General features: G+C 57.1%; 18 protein-coding genes. 4 read left to right on the top strand and 14 right to left on the bottom strand.

Features of this window, described 5'->3' with window-relative positions; translation table 11 throughout:
- Positions 1–327 precede the first annotated feature (327 nt).
- Positions 328–1,203: a LysR family transcriptional regulator gene (locus tag ASQ50_RS00615; protein WP_058089704.1), complete on the top strand. Its 876-nt coding sequence runs from the start codon at positions 328–330 to the stop codon at positions 1,201–1,203.
- Here the strand turns inward: ASQ50_RS00615 and ASQ50_RS00610 are convergent, their stop codons facing one another.
- The 10 genes from ASQ50_RS00610 to ASQ50_RS00565 form a co-directional block, all read right to left on the bottom strand.
- Positions 1,204–2,349: an MFS transporter gene (locus ASQ50_RS00610; protein ID WP_227513305.1), complete on the bottom strand. Its 1,146-nt coding sequence runs from the start codon at positions 2,347–2,349 to the stop codon at positions 1,204–1,206.
- Between the two features lie 30 nt (positions 2,350–2,379).
- On the bottom strand, positions 2,380–3,474 hold the full coding sequence (gene aroC / locus ASQ50_RS00605; RefSeq protein WP_058089702.1) for a chorismate synthase: 1,095 nt from the start codon (positions 3,472–3,474) through the stop codon (positions 2,380–2,382).
- A 36-nt stretch (positions 3,475–3,510) separates the two neighbouring features.
- Positions 3,511–4,416: a 50S ribosomal protein L3 N(5)-glutamine methyltransferase gene (gene prmB / locus ASQ50_RS00600; RefSeq protein ID WP_058089701.1), complete on the bottom strand. Its 906-nt coding sequence runs from the start codon at positions 4,414–4,416 to the stop codon at positions 3,511–3,513.
- Between the two features lie 78 nt (positions 4,417–4,494).
- Positions 4,495–5,721, bottom strand: a complete 1,227-nt coding sequence (locus ASQ50_RS00595) for a patatin-like phospholipase family protein (RefSeq protein ID WP_058089700.1) — start codon at positions 5,719–5,721, stop codon at positions 4,495–4,497.
- 4 nt (positions 5,722–5,725) lie between these two features.
- Positions 5,726–6,637, bottom strand: coding sequence for a DUF4892 domain-containing protein (locus tag ASQ50_RS00590; protein ID WP_058089699.1), 912 nt, complete (start codon positions 6,635–6,637; stop codon positions 5,726–5,728).
- Entirely contained in the window at positions 6,630–7,550 is a 921-nt protein-coding gene (locus tag ASQ50_RS00585; RefSeq protein ID WP_058089698.1) for an alpha/beta fold hydrolase, read from the bottom strand. Before ASQ50_RS00585 ends, ASQ50_RS00590 begins: the two co-directional genes overlap by 8 nt.
- A gap of 12 nt (positions 7,551–7,562) precedes the next feature.
- Positions 7,563–7,913, bottom strand: coding sequence for a PilZ domain-containing protein (locus ASQ50_RS00580; protein ID WP_058089697.1), 351 nt, complete (start codon positions 7,911–7,913; stop codon positions 7,563–7,565).
- A gap of 106 nt (positions 7,914–8,019) precedes the next feature.
- Positions 8,020–9,051 carry a DNA polymerase III subunit delta' gene (gene holB / locus ASQ50_RS00575; protein WP_058089696.1) on the bottom strand — a complete coding sequence of 344 codons (1,032 nt, stop codon included), beginning with the start codon at positions 9,049–9,051 and terminating at the stop codon, positions 8,020–8,022.
- Positions 9,044–11,134, bottom strand: coding sequence for a DUF3488 and DUF4129 domain-containing transglutaminase family protein (locus tag ASQ50_RS00570; protein WP_058089695.1), 2,091 nt, complete (start codon positions 11,132–11,134; stop codon positions 9,044–9,046). The genes holB and ASQ50_RS00570 overlap by 8 nt, the downstream gene beginning before the upstream one ends.
- A complete protein-coding gene (locus ASQ50_RS00565; protein ID WP_058089883.1) occupies positions 11,131–12,156 on the bottom strand; it encodes a DUF58 domain-containing protein in 1,026 nt (341 codons plus the stop codon). Before ASQ50_RS00565 ends, ASQ50_RS00570 begins: the two co-directional genes overlap by 4 nt.
- A gap of 237 nt (positions 12,157–12,393) precedes the next feature.
- Between ASQ50_RS00565 and ASQ50_RS00560 the strand changes: the two genes are divergently transcribed.
- Positions 12,394–13,008 (top strand): hypothetical protein, encoded by a 615-nt coding sequence (locus ASQ50_RS00560; RefSeq protein WP_058089694.1) that lies wholly within the window; start codon positions 12,394–12,396, stop codon positions 13,006–13,008.
- 137 nt (positions 13,009–13,145) lie between these two features.
- Here ASQ50_RS00560 and ASQ50_RS00555 read toward each other — a convergent pair whose 3' ends face one another.
- Both ASQ50_RS00555 and ASQ50_RS00550 read right to left on the bottom strand, forming a co-directional pair.
- Positions 13,146–13,958, bottom strand: coding sequence for a DUF6160 family protein (locus tag ASQ50_RS00555; protein ID WP_058089693.1), 813 nt, complete (start codon positions 13,956–13,958; stop codon positions 13,146–13,148).
- 170 nt (positions 13,959–14,128) lie between these two features.
- The gene (locus ASQ50_RS00550) at positions 14,129–14,707 is read right to left on the bottom strand and encodes a hypothetical protein (protein WP_058089692.1); all 579 of its coding nucleotides are present in this window, start codon (positions 14,705–14,707) and stop codon (positions 14,129–14,131) included.
- Between the two features lie 173 nt (positions 14,708–14,880).
- On the opposite strand from ASQ50_RS00550, the gene pabB reads away from it, so the two are divergent.
- The gene (pabB, locus tag ASQ50_RS00545; RefSeq protein WP_058089691.1) at positions 14,881–16,242 is read left to right on the top strand and encodes an aminodeoxychorismate synthase component I; all 1,362 of its coding nucleotides are present in this window, start codon (positions 14,881–14,883) and stop codon (positions 16,240–16,242) included.
- 45 nt (positions 16,243–16,287) lie between these two features.
- Here pabB and thrH read toward each other — a convergent pair whose 3' ends face one another.
- Positions 16,288–16,902, bottom strand: coding sequence for a bifunctional phosphoserine phosphatase/homoserine phosphotransferase ThrH (gene thrH, locus ASQ50_RS00540; protein WP_058089690.1), 615 nt, complete (start codon positions 16,900–16,902; stop codon positions 16,288–16,290).
- Positions 16,903–17,149: 247 nt separating this feature from the next.
- Here thrH and ASQ50_RS00535 point away from each other — a divergent pair, with 247 nt between their 5' ends.
- A complete protein-coding gene (locus tag ASQ50_RS00535) occupies positions 17,150–17,875 on the top strand; it encodes a phosphoadenylyl-sulfate reductase (protein WP_058089689.1) in 726 nt (241 codons plus the stop codon).
- A 69-nt stretch (positions 17,876–17,944) separates the two neighbouring features.
- Here ASQ50_RS00535 and cysB read toward each other — a convergent pair whose 3' ends face one another.
- Positions 17,945–18,922, bottom strand: coding sequence for an HTH-type transcriptional regulator CysB (gene cysB / locus ASQ50_RS00530; RefSeq protein ID WP_058089688.1), 978 nt, complete (start codon positions 18,920–18,922; stop codon positions 17,945–17,947).

The raw sequence follows: 18,922 nt of genomic DNA, 5'->3' as shown, positions 1-18,922 counted from the left end.
GGAAGGCTTTTCAAAACACGCCTACAAGCACGTCCATGTGGGCTCGTTTCGGGCCGTCCATGGCCCTCAACGGTTTTGAAAAGCCTTCCCGCCCAGTCGCGCCCCGGACAATAATCGGGGCTTCTTTAGAACCAATGAATCGATCGGCTGTAACCCAAAGCTGGAGTTCCGGCTTGCGGGGCACCTTTCCAAAAATCTCGTAGGCCATGGATGGCCGGAGCGAAGCGCACAGGGATGTGCTCGTAGCGTTTTTTGGAAAGGTGCCCCGCAAGCCGGGACCTGCCACAAAACCAAAGGCCTATCCCAACCAGAGGCGGGACAACAAAAATGGACGCAAACTCCCTGAAAGCCTTCCTGACCATAGTCGACCAGGGCTCCTTCTCAGAAGCCGCCGAAACCCTGCACCTGACACAACCGGCCATCAGCAAACGCCTCGCCGCCCTCGAAACCCAGCTTGGCACCAAACTCATCGACCGAAGCAACCGCGAAATCCGCGTCACCGAGGCCGGCGCCAGACTCCTGCCCCACGCCCGCAAGATCCTCGACGAAATACACAACGCCCGCCTCGCCCTCAGCCCGAACGCCGACACCATAGAAGGCGAACTTCAGCTTATCGCCAGCCACCACATCGGCCTGCACCACCTGCCAAACTGGCTAAGGCGCTATCGCCGCGAATACCCACAGGTAACGCTGGACCTTCAGTTCATGGAATCCGACGCCGCCTACCACCAGATGAACAAGCGTAACGCCGAGATCGCGTTCGTTACCCTCAGCGACAGCATGAACCCGGAGTTCCGCATTCTGGTGCAATGGCCAGATCCGATGGCCTTTGTCATTGGCGCCGAGCATCCGCTGGCACAACTGAAACACCCACGGCTTGAAGACCTTGCCCAACACCCGGCCCTGTTGCCGGACACCAGTACTGCGACCTACCGGGTGGTCAGCCGATTGTTTCTGGAAGCGAACCAGCCACTGAAACCCTTGATGCCCACGAACTACCTGGAAACCATCAAAATGATGACCAGTGTCGGCCTGGGCTGGAGTGTGCTGCCGGTGAGCATGCTGGACAACAGTCTTCGGGTACTTGACGTTGGACACCCGGTTTCCCGGGTACTTGGCGCGGTGGCCCTGAGTGGCCGGCAACTGAGTAATGGTGCCCGGGCACTGCTTGAGATTGTTGAGGCTGAAGAGATCGACTGCTAATCAATGACCAGAGTGGTCGTCAGGCATGGGCATTGGCTGTAAACCGCGCCAGGTCACGACAATGGCGATGGCCATGGCGAACGCACCGCCCCAGAATGCCGCGGAGGTACTGATTCCTTCCACCAGAAAACCGGACATCCAGGCGCCGAGGGCGCCGCCGGCACCAAAGGTCAGACCGCTGTACAAGGCCTGCCCCTGGCCATGGTGATGCTTGCCAAAGAACCCCTGAATGTATTGCACAGAAATCGCATGCAACGCACCATAGGACGCTGCGTGAAGCAGCTGGGCGAAGATGAGAATGGGCACGACCATGGTCAGTTCGGCAATGAGTATCCAGCGAATCATGGTCAGGAACAGAGCCCCGATGACAATCTGGCGCACACTGAACCGATGCGACAACCGGTGCATCACCAGAAACAGTCCGATTTCCGCCAGCACACCCAGCGACCAGAGCAAGCCAATCGACAGTTTGCCGTAGCCATGTTGTTCCAGATGAATACTGAAGAAGGTGTAGTAGGCACCGTGAGATACCTGCAGCAGGAAATTCATCAGGAAGAAGGCAATCACAGCAGGATGGGTGACGATGGCTTTCAGGCTGCCTTTGGGAGCCGGCGGTTTACGCTCGCCCCGCTCTGCAGGCACCAGAAACGCCGATACCGCGATGCCCGCAAAAACGGGCAACAGCAGCCAGGGTAGATAACTGACCGGAACCCACTCCAGAATGGCACCCACGACAGCCACGGCACCGATAAAACCCACCGAGCCCCAGAGCCGAACCTTGCCGTACTTGTCTTTCCTCGTGCCAAGTGCCCGTAGGGTAATCACTTCGTAAAGCGGCAGGATCGCATTCCAGAAGAAGGTAAAAGCCAGCATCACCAGAAGCAGGCCATAGAACCCGGGTTCCATGAACACGCCGGCAAAGAACAGCGACCCGGTAATGGCGCCAAAACGGACCAATCGCACCCGCTGGCCAGAACGATCCCCCAGCCAGCCCCAGACACTTGGCGCGACAATTTTGGTGAGCTGAATGGTCGCCATCAAAGTGGCGATTTGCAGGTAGGAAAACCCCTGCCCTTCCAGGTAGAGGGACCAATAAGGCAAAAGCCCTCCAAGGAGGGCGAAGAACCAGAAGTAGAGGTTAGACAGCCGCCAGTAGATGGTGTCGCCTCCCTCTGATCAAAGCTGGCCGATGACCGGGGTGCTCACTTCCACGTCGCCATTCTGCCCCCGGTGGCGCAGATAATGGTCCATCAGCACGATGGCCATCATGGCCTCGGCGATAGGCGTGGCGCGAATGCCAACACAGGGATCGTGGCGACCGGTGGTAATCACTTCAACCGGGTTGCCATGGACGTCAATGCTCCGGCCCGGCAAACGCAGGCTGGATGTGGGCTTCAGCGCAATACTGGCAACAATCGGCTGGCCGGAGGAAATCCCGCCAAGCACACCGCCCGCATGATTGGACAAGAAACCTTCCGGCGTCATTTCATCCCGGTGTTCAGTGCCTTTCTGATCAATGCAGCCAAACCCGGCGCCGATTTCCACACCCTTTACCGCGTTGATGCTCATCAGTGCGTGGGCCAAGTCTGCATCCAACCGATCAAAGATCGGCTCACCCAGTCCCGGCGGCACACCGTCAGCGACCACGTTGATGCGGGCACCGATGGAATCCCCTTCTTTGCGCAGGGCGTCCATGTAGGCTTCCATTTCCGGCACCTTATCGGCGTCCGGACAGAAGAACGGGTTCTGATGCACCTGATCCCAATCGTGTTTTTCCGCTTTGATCGGCCCTAGCTGAGAGAGATAACCGCGAATGCGAATACCCAGACGCTGCTCAAGAAACTTGCGGGCAACCGCGCCGGCAGCAACGCGCATGGCCGTTTCACGGGCCGATGACCGGCCACCACCCCGATAATCCCGGACACCATACTTGTGCCTGTAGGTGTAGTCAGCGTGCGCCGGCCGGAACTGCTCGGAAATCTTGGAGTAATCCTTGGAGCGCTGGTCGGTGTTCTCGATGATCAGGCCGATCGGCGTTCCGGTGGTTTTGCCCTCGAACACGCCGGAGAGAATGCGCACTTCATCCGCCTCTCGCCGCTGCGTGGTATGGCGGGAAGTACCGGGCTTACGGCGGTCCAGATCCTTCTGCATATCGGCTTCTGACAGCTCCAGGCCCGGAGGGCAGCCATCGATAATGCACCCCAGAGCGGCCCCGTGGCTCTCACCGAATGTGGTTACGGCGAACAGTTTACCAAACGTATTTCCCGACATAATTCAGCACTTTATAAAGGTTTTATAAAATATTTTTTAACTGTTTCTGGCCTGCCACTCGCGCAGGTCGGCAGCCGTTACCAGGAACACGCCATCGCCGCCGCTATCAAATTCCAGCCAGGTAAGCGGCAGGTCCGGATAGGCGTCGTCCATGGCGCCCCAGGAGTTACCCACTTCCACGATTAACAGACCGTTCTCGGTAAGATGCTTTGCCGCCCCGGCGATAATACGGTGGGCAATATCAAGACCATCGTCGCCTGCAGCCAGACCCAACTCCGGTTCGTGACGGTACTCTTCCGGCATGTCCGCCATGTCTTCAGCATCCACGTAGGGCGGATTGCTGAGTATCACGTCGTAACGGCCTTCGATGCTCTCAAACACGTCCGAACGGATGGTCTGAACCCGACCTTCCAGGCCGTGCAACTCGATATTTGAGTCCGCCACTTCGAGGGCGGCCTCGGAAATATCAGACAGATCAACCTCGGCTTCATCAAAGACAGTGGCCGCGCCGATACCGATACAACCGCTACCCGTGCACAAATCCAGTATCCGCTGAACGGGCTGGCTGCCCAACCAGGGCTGCAGGCCATTCTCCAGCAGCTCGCCAATCGGCGACCGGGGAACCAGCACCCGCTCATCAATATTGAACGGCATACCCATAAACCAGCCTTCGCCCAGAAGATAGGCGATTGGTACGCGTTCATTAATGCGGCGCTCAATGCGCTCAACAATCAGTTCGCGCTCTGTGCGCACCAGGCGCGCATCCAGAAACACATTGTTGTTCTCCAATGGCAGGTGGACACTGCGTAACACCAGCTGCACGGCTTCATCCCACACGTTGTCGGTACCATGCCCGAAATACAACGGCGATGCCGCAAACCGTGACGCGGCATAGCGCAGAAAGTCCCGGATGGTGTGTAGATCGTCAACTGGACTGGTCACAAAAACGTCTTCCTGGTCAGGCTAATGTAGCGCGGCATTATACGCCTATTAAGCACAGGCCTGCAGCCCGCATACAGATTAAAGGGCCAACGGACCGGAACTGCTGCGGCTTTGCTCAAACCGGTCCAGTGCGGCAGCCATACGCTCCCGGCCCAGCTGAATCAGTTCCGGTGCCTTGTGATAATCGTAACTTCGGCTGGCATTCTTCGGGATATTAACCAGGAGATCAGGCGGATACCCGGCAATCTTGTATTGAACCAGGGCACTCTGCATGGTTTCGATGGTCAGGTTCATCACATCAAATTTGCCAATGCCCAGCTTGTCCCAGTCAATGGTCTCGTGGTCATCTCGTTTCTGGTGATGAGCGGCCTTCTCCGGCTCCTCATGCCGGGCTTTCAAATCCTTCTTTTTATGCTTTTTCGCCATCTCCCGGGTGATCTTTTCTTCGGGAGATTCCCCGGTATCGAGTTTCCGGGAGGTCAGGGATTTAATGGCATCCCAGTCAAACAACCGGGAGGCTTTATCCCGGATGGCGTCGACCCATTCATCCATATCGCTGCCGGAGTCTTCATCGGCAAATGCCGCACCGGGAATTCGCCTTGGCTGTTCATCCTCGCCACTCAGGTTGACGGCCATGATCAAATCGGCGTGGGCAGAGATCGTCGGGATAATCGGCAGGGGATTCAGCAATGCACCGTCTACCAACACCCTGCCGTCCAGCACCAGAGGCGTCACAACACTCGGGATGGCAACGGATGCACGGATGGCGCGATCCAGCGGCCCTTCCTGAAACCAGATTTCCTTGTGGGCAAGGAGATCGGTGGCAACCGCAGTAAACGCAATGGGCAAGTCTTCGATCCGAGTATCGCCCAGAATGTCACGGACCACCGAGAAGACCTTCTCTCCCCGAATAGCGCCGACCGAGGTGAAGGTAACGTCCAGCAGTTTCAGGACATCGAACTGGCCCAGCCCGGTCACCCAGTCCTTGTATTCCTTCATCTTGCCAGCCGCGTACATACCGCCGATAAGGGCGCCCATGGAACAGCCGGAGATCGCGATAATGTTGTAACCCCGTTCCTGCAGTACCTCAATGGCGCCAATGTGGGCATAACCCCGGGCACCGCCACTACCCAGGGTCAAGGCGACCGTTTTGCCGTTTCCGGTTTGCGAGGGCTTGCGTGCAGCATTGGCCGGAGCTTCGGCCGGCGATACGTCAGAACTTGCCAATACTTTGCTGACACCATCCTCTGCAGGCACTTGCTCACTGCCGACATGTTGGTTGTCTGGCTTGTTGTCCCCGGACATTCCCTTACCTCTTGATTACCAGGATTTCGATGCGGTCACCCGTGCGATTAGGGTCCGCTACCTGCACCCCCGGCCCGATGGTCAGGATGCGGACCTGCTCCCGGGAAACTCCGGATTTCGCCAGCACGTCGGCCAGGGCGCCCGCAGCCCTTTCCGCCCTTGCGATCGAATCATTCAGGGTTTCATCATTTTCCAGCGAAGAAAACGCGGCAAGCACCACCTCGGCGCCCTCCTCTGCCGCCCACTCTCCCAGCCGCCGGCGATCCGTAGTCGACAGATCAAACCGATGGGTAACACCGCCCTGCCAGGGCACAATAATGGGGCCCAGCAGTCGTGCAGCAGACGCCTGAAAGCCGGGAATGTCCGCCCCGGCAGCTACCTGGAGGTGTTCAACCCAAACATATTCACGCTGATTGCCACGGGTGACGGTGTACACCAGGGTCAACCATCGGTTGCCATCAACATCTGCCACGGCACCGACGAAGTAGTCCTGGTCCTGATCCCGGCCGAGGAGCCTGGGTTGCTCAAAAATCTGGTTTGCCCAGACGTTGCTTCGACCACAGGCCACTCCGGAACATTCAAAAAGGATCTGGCCGCCTCGCGCCTGAAGCTCGCCCCGATAGTGTTCCTGTGCGGCCCTACGGCTCGCATCCCGGTTGATTTCGAATAACTGGCCCTTGCCGTTCACCGGCAGCCTGGCCATGACATCCGAGCGGATCTCTCCGCGTATTTCGCGAACCGGGCTCATAAGCACGAGGTGCCCGGACGACTGAATGTCCAGCGCCGACTGAAGGCTCGACTGGGCGAACGCATCCAATGGTTCGCCAAGCTCCGATGCTGACGCCACTGAACCGCAAGCTAGCAAAGCAGCCGCCAACAGGCTTCGGAGTTTCATTACAACAGCACGATTATTCATTAAATAGAAACCTTTTTATAGCATGTGCAACCGGCGTGGTGTCACCATCCAGGTGACAATGGTGCCCCCCGGGAACGTCCACTGTCGTCAGATCGGGTATCAGCTCTGCACGCTTGTCCAATCCGCCACGGCTGGCCAACAACCCTTCAGACGCTCTTACGAACAGGGTTGGCGTCCGGATGGCGGCCAGTGAGGCATGAACCTGCTCTTCGGTCATCATTAATGGCGTGGGGTGTCTTAGCCGTGCATCGGTGCGCCAGACAAAGCCATCTCCTTCAGCCCGCATGTTTCTGGGCACCAGCAATGCTGCAGCCTCGGCGCTCAATGGGCTGAGCCCACCCTCACGGATCCTCGCCGCCGTCGCCACATCGGGATAGACCGCCGGAGGTGCCGATCCGTTCCGCTTTTTCTGTAAGGCCCGACGCAACTGAGGGATGGTTTCCTTGGCGGGGCGGCTCAAGGCACCCAGGCTGTCAATCATCACCAGCCGCCTCACCCTCTCAGGGAAAGCCGCCGCATACAGGGCACAAACGATACCACCCAGCGAATGGCCCACCAGATCAAGGGGGTACCGATCGCTTTCCGGAAAATGATGGTCAATCAATTCACTGAGGTCTGCCACATAGTCCATCAGCCAGTAACCATAGCCCGGTGGTCGATGCCCCGAATGGCCATGACCGGCCATGTCGATTGCGTGAACACTGGCATCGGTGGCCAACGCTGGTGCCAACCGGGCGAATGTCATGGCGTTATCAAGCCAGCCGTGCACCATAAGTATGGGGGAGCGAACTTCGTGCGAGGGGTCAGTATGCCAGGTCAGGCCGGCAAGGGTCAGGTTATCGAGCGGCCAGTGTGCCTCCCGGCAGCCGGCCGGAATGTCGTGCCCACTGCCGGGTAACACAGTGTCAGTCATGCAAAGCGGGTCCTACATGGTGTGCGTTGGGCGATCAGAGCTCAGCGAGCCTGCCAGGTAAGACTCGATCTTGGTCCTTGCGGATTCATCGTCACCGTTAAACTGGACACCGATACCTGCCGCACGGTTACCTTGCGCGCCTTTGGGTGTAATCCACACCACTTTACCCGCCACAGGTATCTTTTCCGGCTCGTCCATCAGGTTGAGCAGCAAGAACACCTCGTCTCCGAGCTGATATTGCTTCTGGGTAGGAATGAACAGACCACCTTGCCGAATGTAGGGCATATAAGCGGCGTACAGAACCGCTTTGTCCTTGATGGTCAGGGTGAGAATGCCGCTGCGCGCGCCAAATCCTGGGCCCATATCACATACCTTTTACGCTGGAAGTTCTTGTGTCGTTATACATTGCCATAATACTTCAGGAATCTCCTGACAATTCACAATCATAGCAGCTGAAATTGAAGAAAGCTCAGCTTGCTTTACGCTTCCTTGGCATCAGATCCCGCCAGGCAATCAGAAGCTGGCTGGCCTCCAGTTCCGGGCTGGCATTGTATACTGCCGCACTACGACTTTCCTTGACCATGTCCAGGAGCTGATGGGCCCTCCAGGGTGGATTGTTGCTGGCGAGATATCCGAGCATATCCGCCGCTTCCGGGTCCGATACTGTGCCTCCCACACTGGCACGCGCCAGATCCGCGGCCCAGCTTTCAAATAGCCAGAGCGAATCGTCCAGGCCAAGGGCCTTGAAAGCTTTCGCCGCCTCACCAACCGGGATCTGCCCTTTCATAAACTGGCGGAATGCTTCAAAGGCCTTGTCCCGAAGGAGCAGAAAATCACCTACTGCGTAGTCCAACGCTAATCGGGGTGCATTGCCCGCCAGCATCAGGCTTTTGGCCAAGACCTCGGCGCCCGGCCGGCTTGCCTCGTCCAGCTCGGCCACCCGGGCAGCCAGCCATTGCCCGCCCTGCTCTGCTGTCGGCAAGGGTATGGTCAGCGCCTGACAACGGGAGCGAATGGTCGGCAGGACCGGCCGACCGCTCTCCTGCAACAGCAGCAGTGTCACGTCCGGCAGCGGCTCTTCCAGGGTTTTCAGCAACGCATTGGCGGCATTGATGTTTAACTGATCTGCCCGGTCAACAATCGCGACCTTGTGATGACCAACCTGGGGCGAAGCAACAGCAAACGTGGAGAGTGCCCGTATCTGGTCAACCTTCACCATGCGCGATTTCTCTGGGGTATAAACCCGCAGATCCGGATGACTGCCTGCAGCCATCAGCTCACACTGCTTGCAATGGCCACACGCCACCGCCGCACCGGATTCTGATTTGGCCGGTGCTTCACACAACAGCAAACCAGCCACTGCCTGGGCCCAGGCGCGCTTTCCTACGCCACATTCACCCACTACCAGCAATGCGTGGGGCAAACGATCCTGTGCCAGTCGGCTTTGCACTGCCGACCAGGCGCGGGCCAGCCAGGGCATTTCCTGTGCGATGTCAGTCATGTTTCGGCATCCGGGATGCGGTTTCCTGATTGCGTTTGAGTTGACGCTTCATGGTTTTCAGTAGCCGCCTCAGCCGCCGTGTATCGTCATCAGCCTGACGGGTTGAGGCAGAGCTATAGTAATGGCTGTTCACTGTCCGGGCAAAGATCCGGGCAGACTCCGCCACCGATGGCCGGGCCTCGGCCATGCGTTCCGCCAGCACCACCGGGGTTTCGCCACTGCGCACAGGCACACCGGCCTGTTCACACAGCCGGTGCCATGATCCGACAACACGCCTGAAGCCATCCTGCCGAGTTCCCCGTGTCATTGAAAGTGCTGACACCAGCCCAGCCACAAGAAGTGCAAAGCCAACCAGCCCGGCGGTAATGTAGCCAAGCTCCTTCATGCCAATGCCGCCTGGCAACCGGGACATCAGATTCATCTGGCTTTGACCCTGATAGCCCACAACCCAGCGTTGCCAATGGTAATTAATTCTGTCGAGTTGCAGCGATGCCCATTGCAGAACCGCCAAATCCCCGTACCGATGAGGCGAAGTCAGATTGTTTTCCAGGAAGGAGCCCTCCTCAGCCATCGCCTCCCGCAGCCCGAACTCAATGCGATCCGGAGCAATTGCAGCCGTTGGATCAACCCGAACCCAACCCTGGCCTTCCAGCCATACCTCAACCCAGGCATGGGCGTCATACTGGCGAACAATCAGGTAGTCGCCCCCGGCGCCGGCATCCCCGCCCTGGTAGCCCACAACCACACGGGACGGAATACCAGCCGCCCGGAATACGAAGGTGGCAGCGCCCGCGTAATGGGCACAGAACCCCCGCTGTTCCTCAAATAGCAAGGTATCCACGCCATCGTTGGGCATCGCCGGTGGCCGCAGGGTGTAATAGTATTCCTCGTTACGGAACCGCTGCATGAGTTCGTTAACCACCTGAGCCGGGGAATACTGCCCCGCCAATTCACGGGCCAATGCCCGTGCCCGCGGGTTCCCGTTACCCGGCAATTGCAGGTAGCGATCACGCGCTGCCTGGGAAAGCTCACTGTCTGGCCGGATTTGCCCGGGGGAAATCGCCAACCGATAGCGCACGGGACTGTCTGCGGGGCGCCGGAACCTGAACAGCTCTTCCCCTGCATCAAATACGTTGTCGGAAACCGCTATGGAATTCTCGAGAGAGAAGGCCCATCGTTGGTCTGTCGGCTCCATCAGCACATCATATTGGTTGCTGGCCAGTGGCCCCACGCCGCCATCCACGGCGACCCTGCCCGGGCGTTGGAATGGCTCCCGGTCCCGCTGCCGCCATGTCTCGCGATCCAGGTAATCGAGAATCAGTCCTCGCCAATAGCGATCCCTGTACTCCGGTATTGAACCACCAAAACTTACGCGGAATGCTCGCTCACTGCTCTGGGCCAGATTGGAAATATCGCCGGGGCGCATGGTGTCAGAGATACCGCTGCGAGCCTCACCGGAAACCAGAGGCACGCTCCACAGCGGAGCCATACGGGGAAAGAAGACAAACAACAGGACAACCACCGGCAGAGTCTTGAGCATCAACAGGCCCAGCCGCTTCCAACCCGCCTTCAATGAACCGGGTAAATCCGGAGCGTTGAGAATCTGCAAGCCCACCAGCAGGCAGGCAATGGCTGCAAATGTCAGCAGAGCCCACAGGATGTCCTGCTGGAACAGGAAATTTACCGCCGCCAGGTACACCAGAATAAAAAACAGCACATAGAAATCCCGGGCAGAGCGGGTTTCCAGCCATTTGAGCCCCACAGCCAACACGAAGAACGACGCAGCAGTGTCAACGGTAAAGCGGCCCTGAACAGTCCCCATATACACGCCGATCAACACCAGCATAATACCCGTCCGCAACCAGCGCCCTGGCAATCGCACCCGGCCGCTCTGGGCCAGCCAGCGCCAACCGGCCAGCACCACGCAGGCGGCAATCAGCCACCAGGGTAATCGGTTCCACTGGGGCAACAATAACAACGCGAAACTGCCAATCAGCCAGAGCAATGCCGTGCCAGGAATGGCATCCGCAGGCACCTCAGAGTTGCGGTTTCTGCCGAGGAGCGCATTAGCCAGGCGCCTCATACGGCACCTCCTGCCGCCGCACCGTCCAACCTCTTGCGAGTGCCAAATGGCAGTGAATCCTGCTCTCTGGGCGGTTTCTCGCCCCATACCGCCAGCGCCCGCAGGCACCGGTCTGCGTGGATGGGTCCGGTGTCCGGTTCAATCACCTCCCCAGGCAGGTTCAATCCAAACTTTGCGCCTTTCTGTAGCCGGTCGGCCACCAGCCAGGCCAGGTAGCTGAGCCGGAGTTCCGTATCCGCGCCCGGGAAAGCGTTGAAATCCAGCCAGTGGGGGCTACCTTGCTCCCCTTCCCAATCGGCAACCACCATCTGGCCGGAGCGGGCAAACCGTTTCCACATGACCCGTTGGCTGAGATCGCCCTCACGCCAGGGCCGAAGGTCGGCATTGTCCTGACCAGCCACTGGCGCCGAGGAACGGGCCTCGCTGCCGTCATCTACCTGGCTGACCACTTCCGGAGCCGTCAATGGTCGAGGATAGGCAATACCGGCTGAGCTTGGGCGCAACCAGGACCAGGCCTTGAGCAATCCGAATGGAAAACGGGTTTCAATCCGAACCTTGTCTGGCCGCAGGTAACCACGGTGAGCCGACGGAATGGGCAACATAACGTCCCGGGCCTGGCCGGCCGGCACATGGACACCTTCGAGCTTCGAATCCACAACCGACAACGCAATGGCAAGTCCGCTATCCTTGCCAGCGGTAACCCGGAATCGAAACGGAATATCATCCCCGGCCTCGCCTTCACCGGGCTGAATAAGCGCGAGCGTCAGCCCCGAGAGATTGCGATGGGTCTGATGCATGGCGCCCACGAACAGGGCCCCGAGAATGAACGTCAACAGGTAAATGAGGCTGTTCTGGTAATTGATACCGGTGATCAGCATGATCAGCAGCAGAACACCAAAGACCACCCCGGCACCGGTTGGCAGGATGAAAATGTTTTTCTGACTGAATGTCTGGCTGTCTGCACGGGGAACCCTGCGGTTAATCCAGTGCTGCCATCGTTGCCGGAGTTTTCGCGTTATCATGCCCATCAGGCCGCATTCTTCCTCAAAAGTTCACCCGTTACCGGCACGCATCAAACCACATTATCCGGCCACCCATAAAGCTTTACTGTCCAACTGCGGATTCTGATCACAGACCAGGCACTTTTCGGTTGAAAAACTGTCAGACAAACCGAATACTCCGATAAGGAAGCGTATTGACTGAATATTGTAGTCTCAGCCGCGCCTCTGAACTGATCCGGTAACGCAAGAGGCTATGCCATGACACGCCCAACACTGCTTGCAACGGCCATCGCTGTCTCGCTCTCCGCTCCGGCCATGGCCGGCGTTCAGACGATGACATCGGATGAAATGGTGGAAACCTATGTTCAGGACTCCGCTGTCATTGTCGTGCCCAGAGACCAGCAAAAGACCGAAGCGGATCGCCAGCGCATCATCAGAGCGCTGACCATCTCACCCGGCGAACCGGTATTGAGTGAAGCCGAGGAAGAAGCCTACCGCGAAGCGCTCCAGCGCTATATGGAAGATGGTAAATCAGACGCATTGAGCAGCGCCGAGGAGGAGTTCCTGCGCAGAGCTCTCCTGCTGCCAACCGAGGAATTGGCCCGTGCACAACCCCCGGCCAATTTTGCCGAGACGATTCCACAGCTGATTTTCGGTCAGCAGCCACAAATACCGGATGAACCTTTCACCCAGACGTTTCTTAACGACCAGCTGGGAATTGGTTTTGACGGGCAGAACCTGAACTTCAGCATCGGCAATCCTCCGGGCATTGATCGCATTGATATTCCCCACGGCATCAACGAGGGGCCAATCCAGCTAACCCCAAGACCCGGCGGCGGATTCGATCTGTCCATTCAGGTGCCAGACCGCTGATTCAGAGCCCTCATCTTTAAAAATAAAACGGCGACCGTCTTCGGGTCGCCGCTTTATTTTGGCCAGATTTTTTCTGACTAACTAAAAACGCCCCGCAATGCGGGGCGCTCATCACCTACTCAGGTGTTCAGGTCGGATTAGTGACCGTAAACAGCCAGACGAGTGTCGGAGATGGTCAGGTTATCCATGGCGATGGAACCGATGGACGCGCCACCAATCTCGATCGCACCGATGGACATGTCCATGGTGATGTCGTTGATGTCGATACGCAAGACGTCAGTCATAGTGGATGCACCAAGACCATCGCCTTTGTAAACATCTACGTTAGCAACGGCGAAAAGGCCGGCTGCGCTGACTGGCTGGCCATTAGCCGCAACTTCTTCAAAGAAGTTGCCACCCATGATAGCCATGTCACGGATACCAACACCGAGGAATTCAACATCGAAGTCCATCTGCTGCACGTTGAATGCAACGTCCAGATTCAGGGTATCGGTCGCGGTATCAACACGGATGTCCAGCTGACCCAGCGCACCGTAGCCACTCAGATTAGAAACCAGTGTAGTACTCTCGCTGCCATCAGCGGCTACCAGTTCCATGGAGCTGGCAGTCATACCCCAGTCGATCGGGGCACCGGAGATGGAGTGAACAGAGATGACTGCATCACCATCAGCCTCTACATCGATGTCAATGTACAGATCGTCCAACAGATCGGAGCCAGGACCGCCAGCAACACCAGAACCACCCAGAACGATATCGTTCACAGTGAAGCTACCTTCATCGGTATACACGAACTGACCGATGCTGACTTTGGTTTCCAGTTCAATGGTCACACCAGCCTGGCCAGTAACGTTACCCATTGCGGTATCGTCAAGGGCTTTCAGGTCAGCGTGAGCAGCGAACGGCATAGCGGCAACGGCAGTTGCCAGAGCAATTTTCTTCAGGCCTTTCATTATTATCTCCTTGTGAAACTCATTTTATTCTTGTGTGAGTTTTTTAAGTGAAGTCCTTTACTCCACAGGTCCATTTAAGATTGTTTTACAGTCCTAGTCCGTGACTCCATTCACAGTCCTTTACGTTACAATTACATTTAGAAACAAGTATCGATGAGTTCGCATTTTGCTCAGGACTGCCCACCTTTACTTTGGTAGAACCACTCAAACGGCTTCTCCTGGGAAACTGGCTCGGCCCAGGAAATCGCTCCGTTGCGAATTTCGTAACCAATTACCTTGTTTGATGACACTCCTAAACGGTGCTCATGCTCTATGACAAGAACTTCGGTATCGTTCTCTTCACTAACCCTACCCGTGTAGAGGATGGCTGCTGCGTTTATCTGTCCTCTCTGAGCGATCGACTTGATGGCGGCCCGATACATCTTTACTTGAGCGGCCGCAGGCATGCCAGCCGCGTGGGCATCAATATTGATCCGTTTTACGGTTTCACCATCCTTCATCAACATCCAGGCTTTCGGCGTATTTGCACCAGGTTCCAATATGGCTGACTGGTATTCTTCTGTCGCCGCCTCTGACAACCGAATCAGCTGCTGCTGCGCGCTGAGAATAACCACACCCAACTCATCCTCCGAAATTTTTCCGTCAGACAAGGGACCACCTTGCGGCAACCCCTCCGCCAGCGAGTAGGTCGCACCCAGGGCAAAAAGACTGATCGTGGCGGCAAGTGCGTGCTTTCTGAAGCGAGACATAGGACAACTTCCGTTCTTGTTTTATGGATTTTCAGTTCACGGGCGGCAAAACCCGGTAAAATACGCTCCGGGCTAATCGGCTCCGTATAACCATTAGATCAGCGCCTGTCCTGATCCGACAACGGCCGTTTTGTGCATCGTGTATCATTCTTCCAATTTTTAACGGAGGTATCTTGGCCTTTCCTCTCTGCCAGCCCGTAACCCGGCAACAGTACAATCAGCTCTGCGCCCATGCCTCGCAGCAACCGGACTTTGTTTTTCTCGGCAGCCAGGCGTCATCGGGGGGCCGAGGTGACGCCCGGGGTTTCAGCTGTCTTGCCGTGGAGCAGGCCGTCATCGACAGCACCCCAAACAAACGAGTCAACACGCCCGCCCTGGCCGGTGAACTGGAGGCACTGGCAGACACCTACCGGCAACCCGGAATCACCGATGCCGAGGTACCCTGCCCGCTCGCGGGCGGCTGGATTGGCAGCGTTGCCTACGAGTTCGGCTACGCCAGGGAGCCAAGGCTAAACAGACTGGCCAGTGACCTCCGCTACCCGTTGTTTTTCGCCGGGCTTTACCTGTGGATGGCCAGTGAAAACCTGGAAAGCGGCGAGTGCTATCTATGGGTCCATCCCCAACTGCCCGCTTCTGTGGAAAAAAAGCTGGCCGATTGGCTTGAACAGCCTGTAACCGAAGATCCTCAGCCCTGGTTGATAACCGGCCATTTCAGCCCAACGCAAACACCTGAACATTTTCGGCAGAGGGTTAATCGGGTAAGGCACTATATTCAGTCCGGTGACTGCTACCAGGCCAATCTGTCCCAATCGTTTGAGGGACAATATCAGGGCAGCCCCTGGGCCGCCTTCAGCGCGCTCAGCCACGCCAACCCGACGCCTTATGCGGCTTTTCTGCGCTTCCGGGGTCATACCGTGGTTTCGGTATCACCGGAACGATTCCTCGCTATCCGCGATGGCGTCATCGAAACCAGCCCCATCAAGGGCACCCGTGCCAGGGGCGAGAACCCTGAACAGGATGAAGCCCTGGCCAGGGAGCTACTGGCCTCCGAGAAAGACCGGGCCGAGAATCTGATGATTGTGGACTTGCTTCGTAACGACCTTAGCGTTCATGCCCTGCCCGGCTCGGTCAGTGTTGATGAGCTGTTTGCCCTTGAGTCCTACCGCAACGTGCATCACCTGGTTAGCCACATTCGAGCCACACTGAAACCTGGCATCAGCCCGTTACAGGCATTATTTGATGCGTTCCCGGGAGGTTCCATTACCGGCGCTCCTAAAATCCGGGCCATGGAAATCATTGCCGAACTGGAGCCGCACTGGCGAGGCCCCTACTGCGGCTCAGTGTTCTATTACGGTCTTGATGGCCATCTGGACAGCAGTATTGCAATTCGCACCCTGCTCTGCGAACCCGATGGAACCGTGAGGTGCTGGGGCGGAGGTGGCATCGTGGCCGACTCTGAGGCGGAAGCTGAATACCAGGAAACCCTGGCCAAAGTACAACCGTTGATGCACTTCTTGGAGGAACTGAAACCCTGACCCGAGTTACCAGCTAACGGTAGCGCGGGTCAGAGCGTCTAAAAATCAGGCCGTATGAACAGCGCTGGCCTTCAGGAATTCCTGCCGCAGATCATCGAAATTGTGCACTGCAGGGAACTGCGGGAACTCGTCAATGACATTCTGCGGTGCATGGAACAGAATGCCGGCTTCTGCCTGGCCTAGCATGGTGGTGTCATTGTAGGAATCACCAGCAGCGATCACCCGATAATTCAGCAACTGGAAAGCGCGAACTGACTGGCGTTTGGGATCACGCTGGCGCAGCAGGTAGTTGGTGATTTGACCATTCTCCGCCACTTCGAGCTTGTGGCACAGCAGTGCCGGATATCCCAGCTTTTTCATCAGGGGCATGGCGAATTCATAGAAGGTATCCGACAGGATCACCACCTGAAACCGCTCACGCAGCCAATCGAGGAATTCACGGGCGCCGGGCAGTGGGTCCAGAGTGCTGATCACTTCCTGAATCTCCGGCAGCCCATAGCCGTGCTCATCCAGGATGCGCAGGCGCTGCTTCATCAGCACATCGTAGTCAGGAATATCCCGAGTGGTTGCCTTGAGCTCCTCTATGCCGGTTTTTTCTGCAAATGCGATCCAGATTTCCGGGATCAGTACGCCCTCAAGGTCAAGACATGCGAGTTCCACAACGGTCTCCTGAAAAAGTGATAATGGGCCGGACCACTAAGGACCGGGCTGCCTGGGGCGTATGATATGAAAATCCTGGCAGGAATGCATCGTGAATCCCCCACTTCGTCGCTGTTAGCAAGGTATAAAGATATAGATGCTCATTCCTTCAGGCTATGAGGCATTTGGTGGTAGCCTTTAATATAAATTGGATCACGCGTTTGATCACCCCGTTGATCGCACAGTGGAAAAAGCCCCCTGGAGCAACATGACTGATATTGAATCTCTCCGCGCCGAGCTCGAAGGCCAAAGCCCCCGGGCTATCCTCAAGGCGGCGCTGGCACGCTATGACAACATCGCCATTTCATTCAGCGGCGCCGAAGATGTGGTGCTGATCGAAATGGCCCACAAGCTAACCGATAACCTGCAAGTGTTTACCCTGGACACTGGGCGCCTGCACCCGGAAACCTACGACTTCATCGAACGGGTGCGAACCCATTACGGCATCGAAATTGAAGTGCTGTTCCCGGATGCCGGTGAAGTTCAGGACATGGTGAACCGCAAAGGACTGTTCAGCTTCTACGAAGATGGCCATTCCGAATGTTGCGGCATTCGCAAGGTCAATCCTCTGCGCAAGAAACTGGCGACCGTTGATGCCTGGATTACCGGGCAACGCAGGGATCAGAGCCCCGGTACCCGAAACGACGTACCGGTCGTTCAGGTTGATTCAGCTTTCTCCAGCGACAACAAGACTCTGGTGAAATTCAACCCGCTGGCGAACTGGAGCTCGAAAGAGGTCTGGGATTACATCCGGATGTCTGAGGCGCCCTACAACACACTGCACGAAAAAGGCTTCGTCAGCATCGGCTGCCAGCCGTGCACCAGGCCGGTTCTGCCGGGCCAGCACGAGCGGGAAGGCCGCTGGTGGTGGGAAGAGGCTACCCATAAGGAATGTGGCCTGCATGCGGGCAACCTGATCGGCAAATCAGGCTAACCTCATTTCACACTCGCAAAAAAGCCCGCACGTCATCACGGACGGCGGGCTTTTTTGTTATTCAGAACCTCAATAAACCGGCAGTTCAATATCCTTGAACAATTCCTGGATTTCTGTGCGACTGCCCTGATGCGCAACCACGTTATCGATCATGTCTTTGGTCAGGTGTGGCGCAAACCTGTGCATGAAATCGTACATGTAACCACGTAGGAAGGTCCCTTTTCGAAACCCGATTCGGGTGACGGAAGGCCGGAACAGTTTGCTGGCATCCAGCGATACCAGATCGGTATCCACTTTTGGATCAAACGCCATGCTGGCGATAATCCCGACCCCGAGCCCCAGCCTTACGTAGGTTTTTATCACGTCGGCATCGGCAGCGGTAAACACCACTTTTGGTGTCAGGCCACGGGACTGGAAGGCCTCATCCAACTTGGACCGGCCGGTAAAACCAAAGACGTAGGTCACCAGGGAATACTCCGCCAGCTCTTCCAGGGTCAGCTCCTGCCCTTTTGCCAGCGGATGATCCTTGGGCACGATTACGCAGCGATTCCATTTGTAGCAAGGCATCATGATCAGATCATTGAACAGATCCATGCCCTCAGTGGCGATGGCAAAATCCACGGCGCCATTGGCCGCCATCTCGGAAATCTGCATCGGCGTGCCCTGATGCATGTGCAGAGAAACATCCGGATATTCTTCAATGAAACCACTGATCACAGGTGGCAAGGCGTAGCGGGCCTGAGTGTGGGTGGTGGCAATGCTCAGGTCGCCCTTGCGCTGATTGCTAAACTCCTGGGCAATCTTTTTGATGCCCTCCACCCGGCGCAGTATCTCACCGGCTTCCCGGATGATAATCTCGCCACCGGGAGTGATACGGGTCAGATGCTTACCGCTGCGGGCAAACACCTCCAGCCCCAGCTCATCTTCCAGCAACCGAATCTGTTTTGAGATACCCGGCTGGGAAGTGAAAAGGCTCTGGGCGGTGGCGGAGACGTTCAGATCGTGGTGCGCCACTTCCCAGATATAACGCAGCTGCTGTAATTTCAT

Origin of the sequence: Marinobacter sp. LQ44 (assembly GCF_001447155.2) — a bacterium.
Taxonomy (GTDB): Bacteria; Pseudomonadota; Gammaproteobacteria; order Pseudomonadales; family Oleiphilaceae; genus Marinobacter.
This window is presented reverse-complemented; position numbering and strand designations above follow the sequence as displayed.

Coding starts and splice junctions, on each gene's coding strand:
- ASQ50_RS00560 (WP_058089694.1), top strand. CDS start 12,394: ATGACACGCCCAACACTGCTTGCAACGGCCATCGCTGTCTCGCTCTCC.
- ASQ50_RS00570 (WP_058089695.1), bottom strand. CDS start 11,134: ATGAGGCGCCTGGCTAATGCGCTCCTCGGCAGAAACCGCAACTCTGAG.
- holB (WP_058089696.1), bottom strand. CDS start 9,051: ATGACTGACATCGCACAGGAAATGCCCTGGCTGGCCCGCGCCTGGTCG.
- ASQ50_RS00585 (WP_058089698.1), bottom strand. CDS start 7,550: ATGACTGACACTGTGTTACCCGGCAGTGGGCACGACATTCCGGCCGGC.
- ASQ50_RS00595 (WP_058089700.1), bottom strand. CDS start 5,721: ATGTCCGGGGACAACAAGCCAGACAACCAACATGTCGGCAGTGAGCAA.
- ASQ50_RS00565 (WP_058089883.1), bottom strand. CDS start 12,156: ATGATAACGCGAAAACTCCGGCAACGATGGCAGCACTGGATTAACCGC.
- aroC (WP_058089702.1), bottom strand. CDS start 3,474: ATGTCGGGAAATACGTTTGGTAAACTGTTCGCCGTAACCACATTCGGT.
- cysB (WP_058089688.1), bottom strand. CDS start 18,922: ATGAAATTACAGCAGCTGCGTTATATCTGGGAAGTGGCGCACCACGAT.
- ASQ50_RS00555 (WP_058089693.1), bottom strand. CDS start 13,958: ATGAAAGGCCTGAAGAAAATTGCTCTGGCAACTGCCGTTGCCGCTATG.
- ASQ50_RS00590 (WP_058089699.1), bottom strand. CDS start 6,637: ATGAATAATCGTGCTGTTGTAATGAAACTCCGAAGCCTGTTGGCGGCT.
- ASQ50_RS00615 (WP_058089704.1), top strand. CDS start 328: ATGGACGCAAACTCCCTGAAAGCCTTCCTGACCATAGTCGACCAGGGC.
- ASQ50_RS00550 (WP_058089692.1), bottom strand. CDS start 14,707: ATGTCTCGCTTCAGAAAGCACGCACTTGCCGCCACGATCAGTCTTTTT.
- ASQ50_RS00535 (WP_058089689.1), top strand. CDS start 17,150: ATGACTGATATTGAATCTCTCCGCGCCGAGCTCGAAGGCCAAAGCCCC.
- ASQ50_RS00580 (WP_058089697.1), bottom strand. CDS start 7,913: ATGGGCCCAGGATTTGGCGCGCGCAGCGGCATTCTCACCCTGACCATC.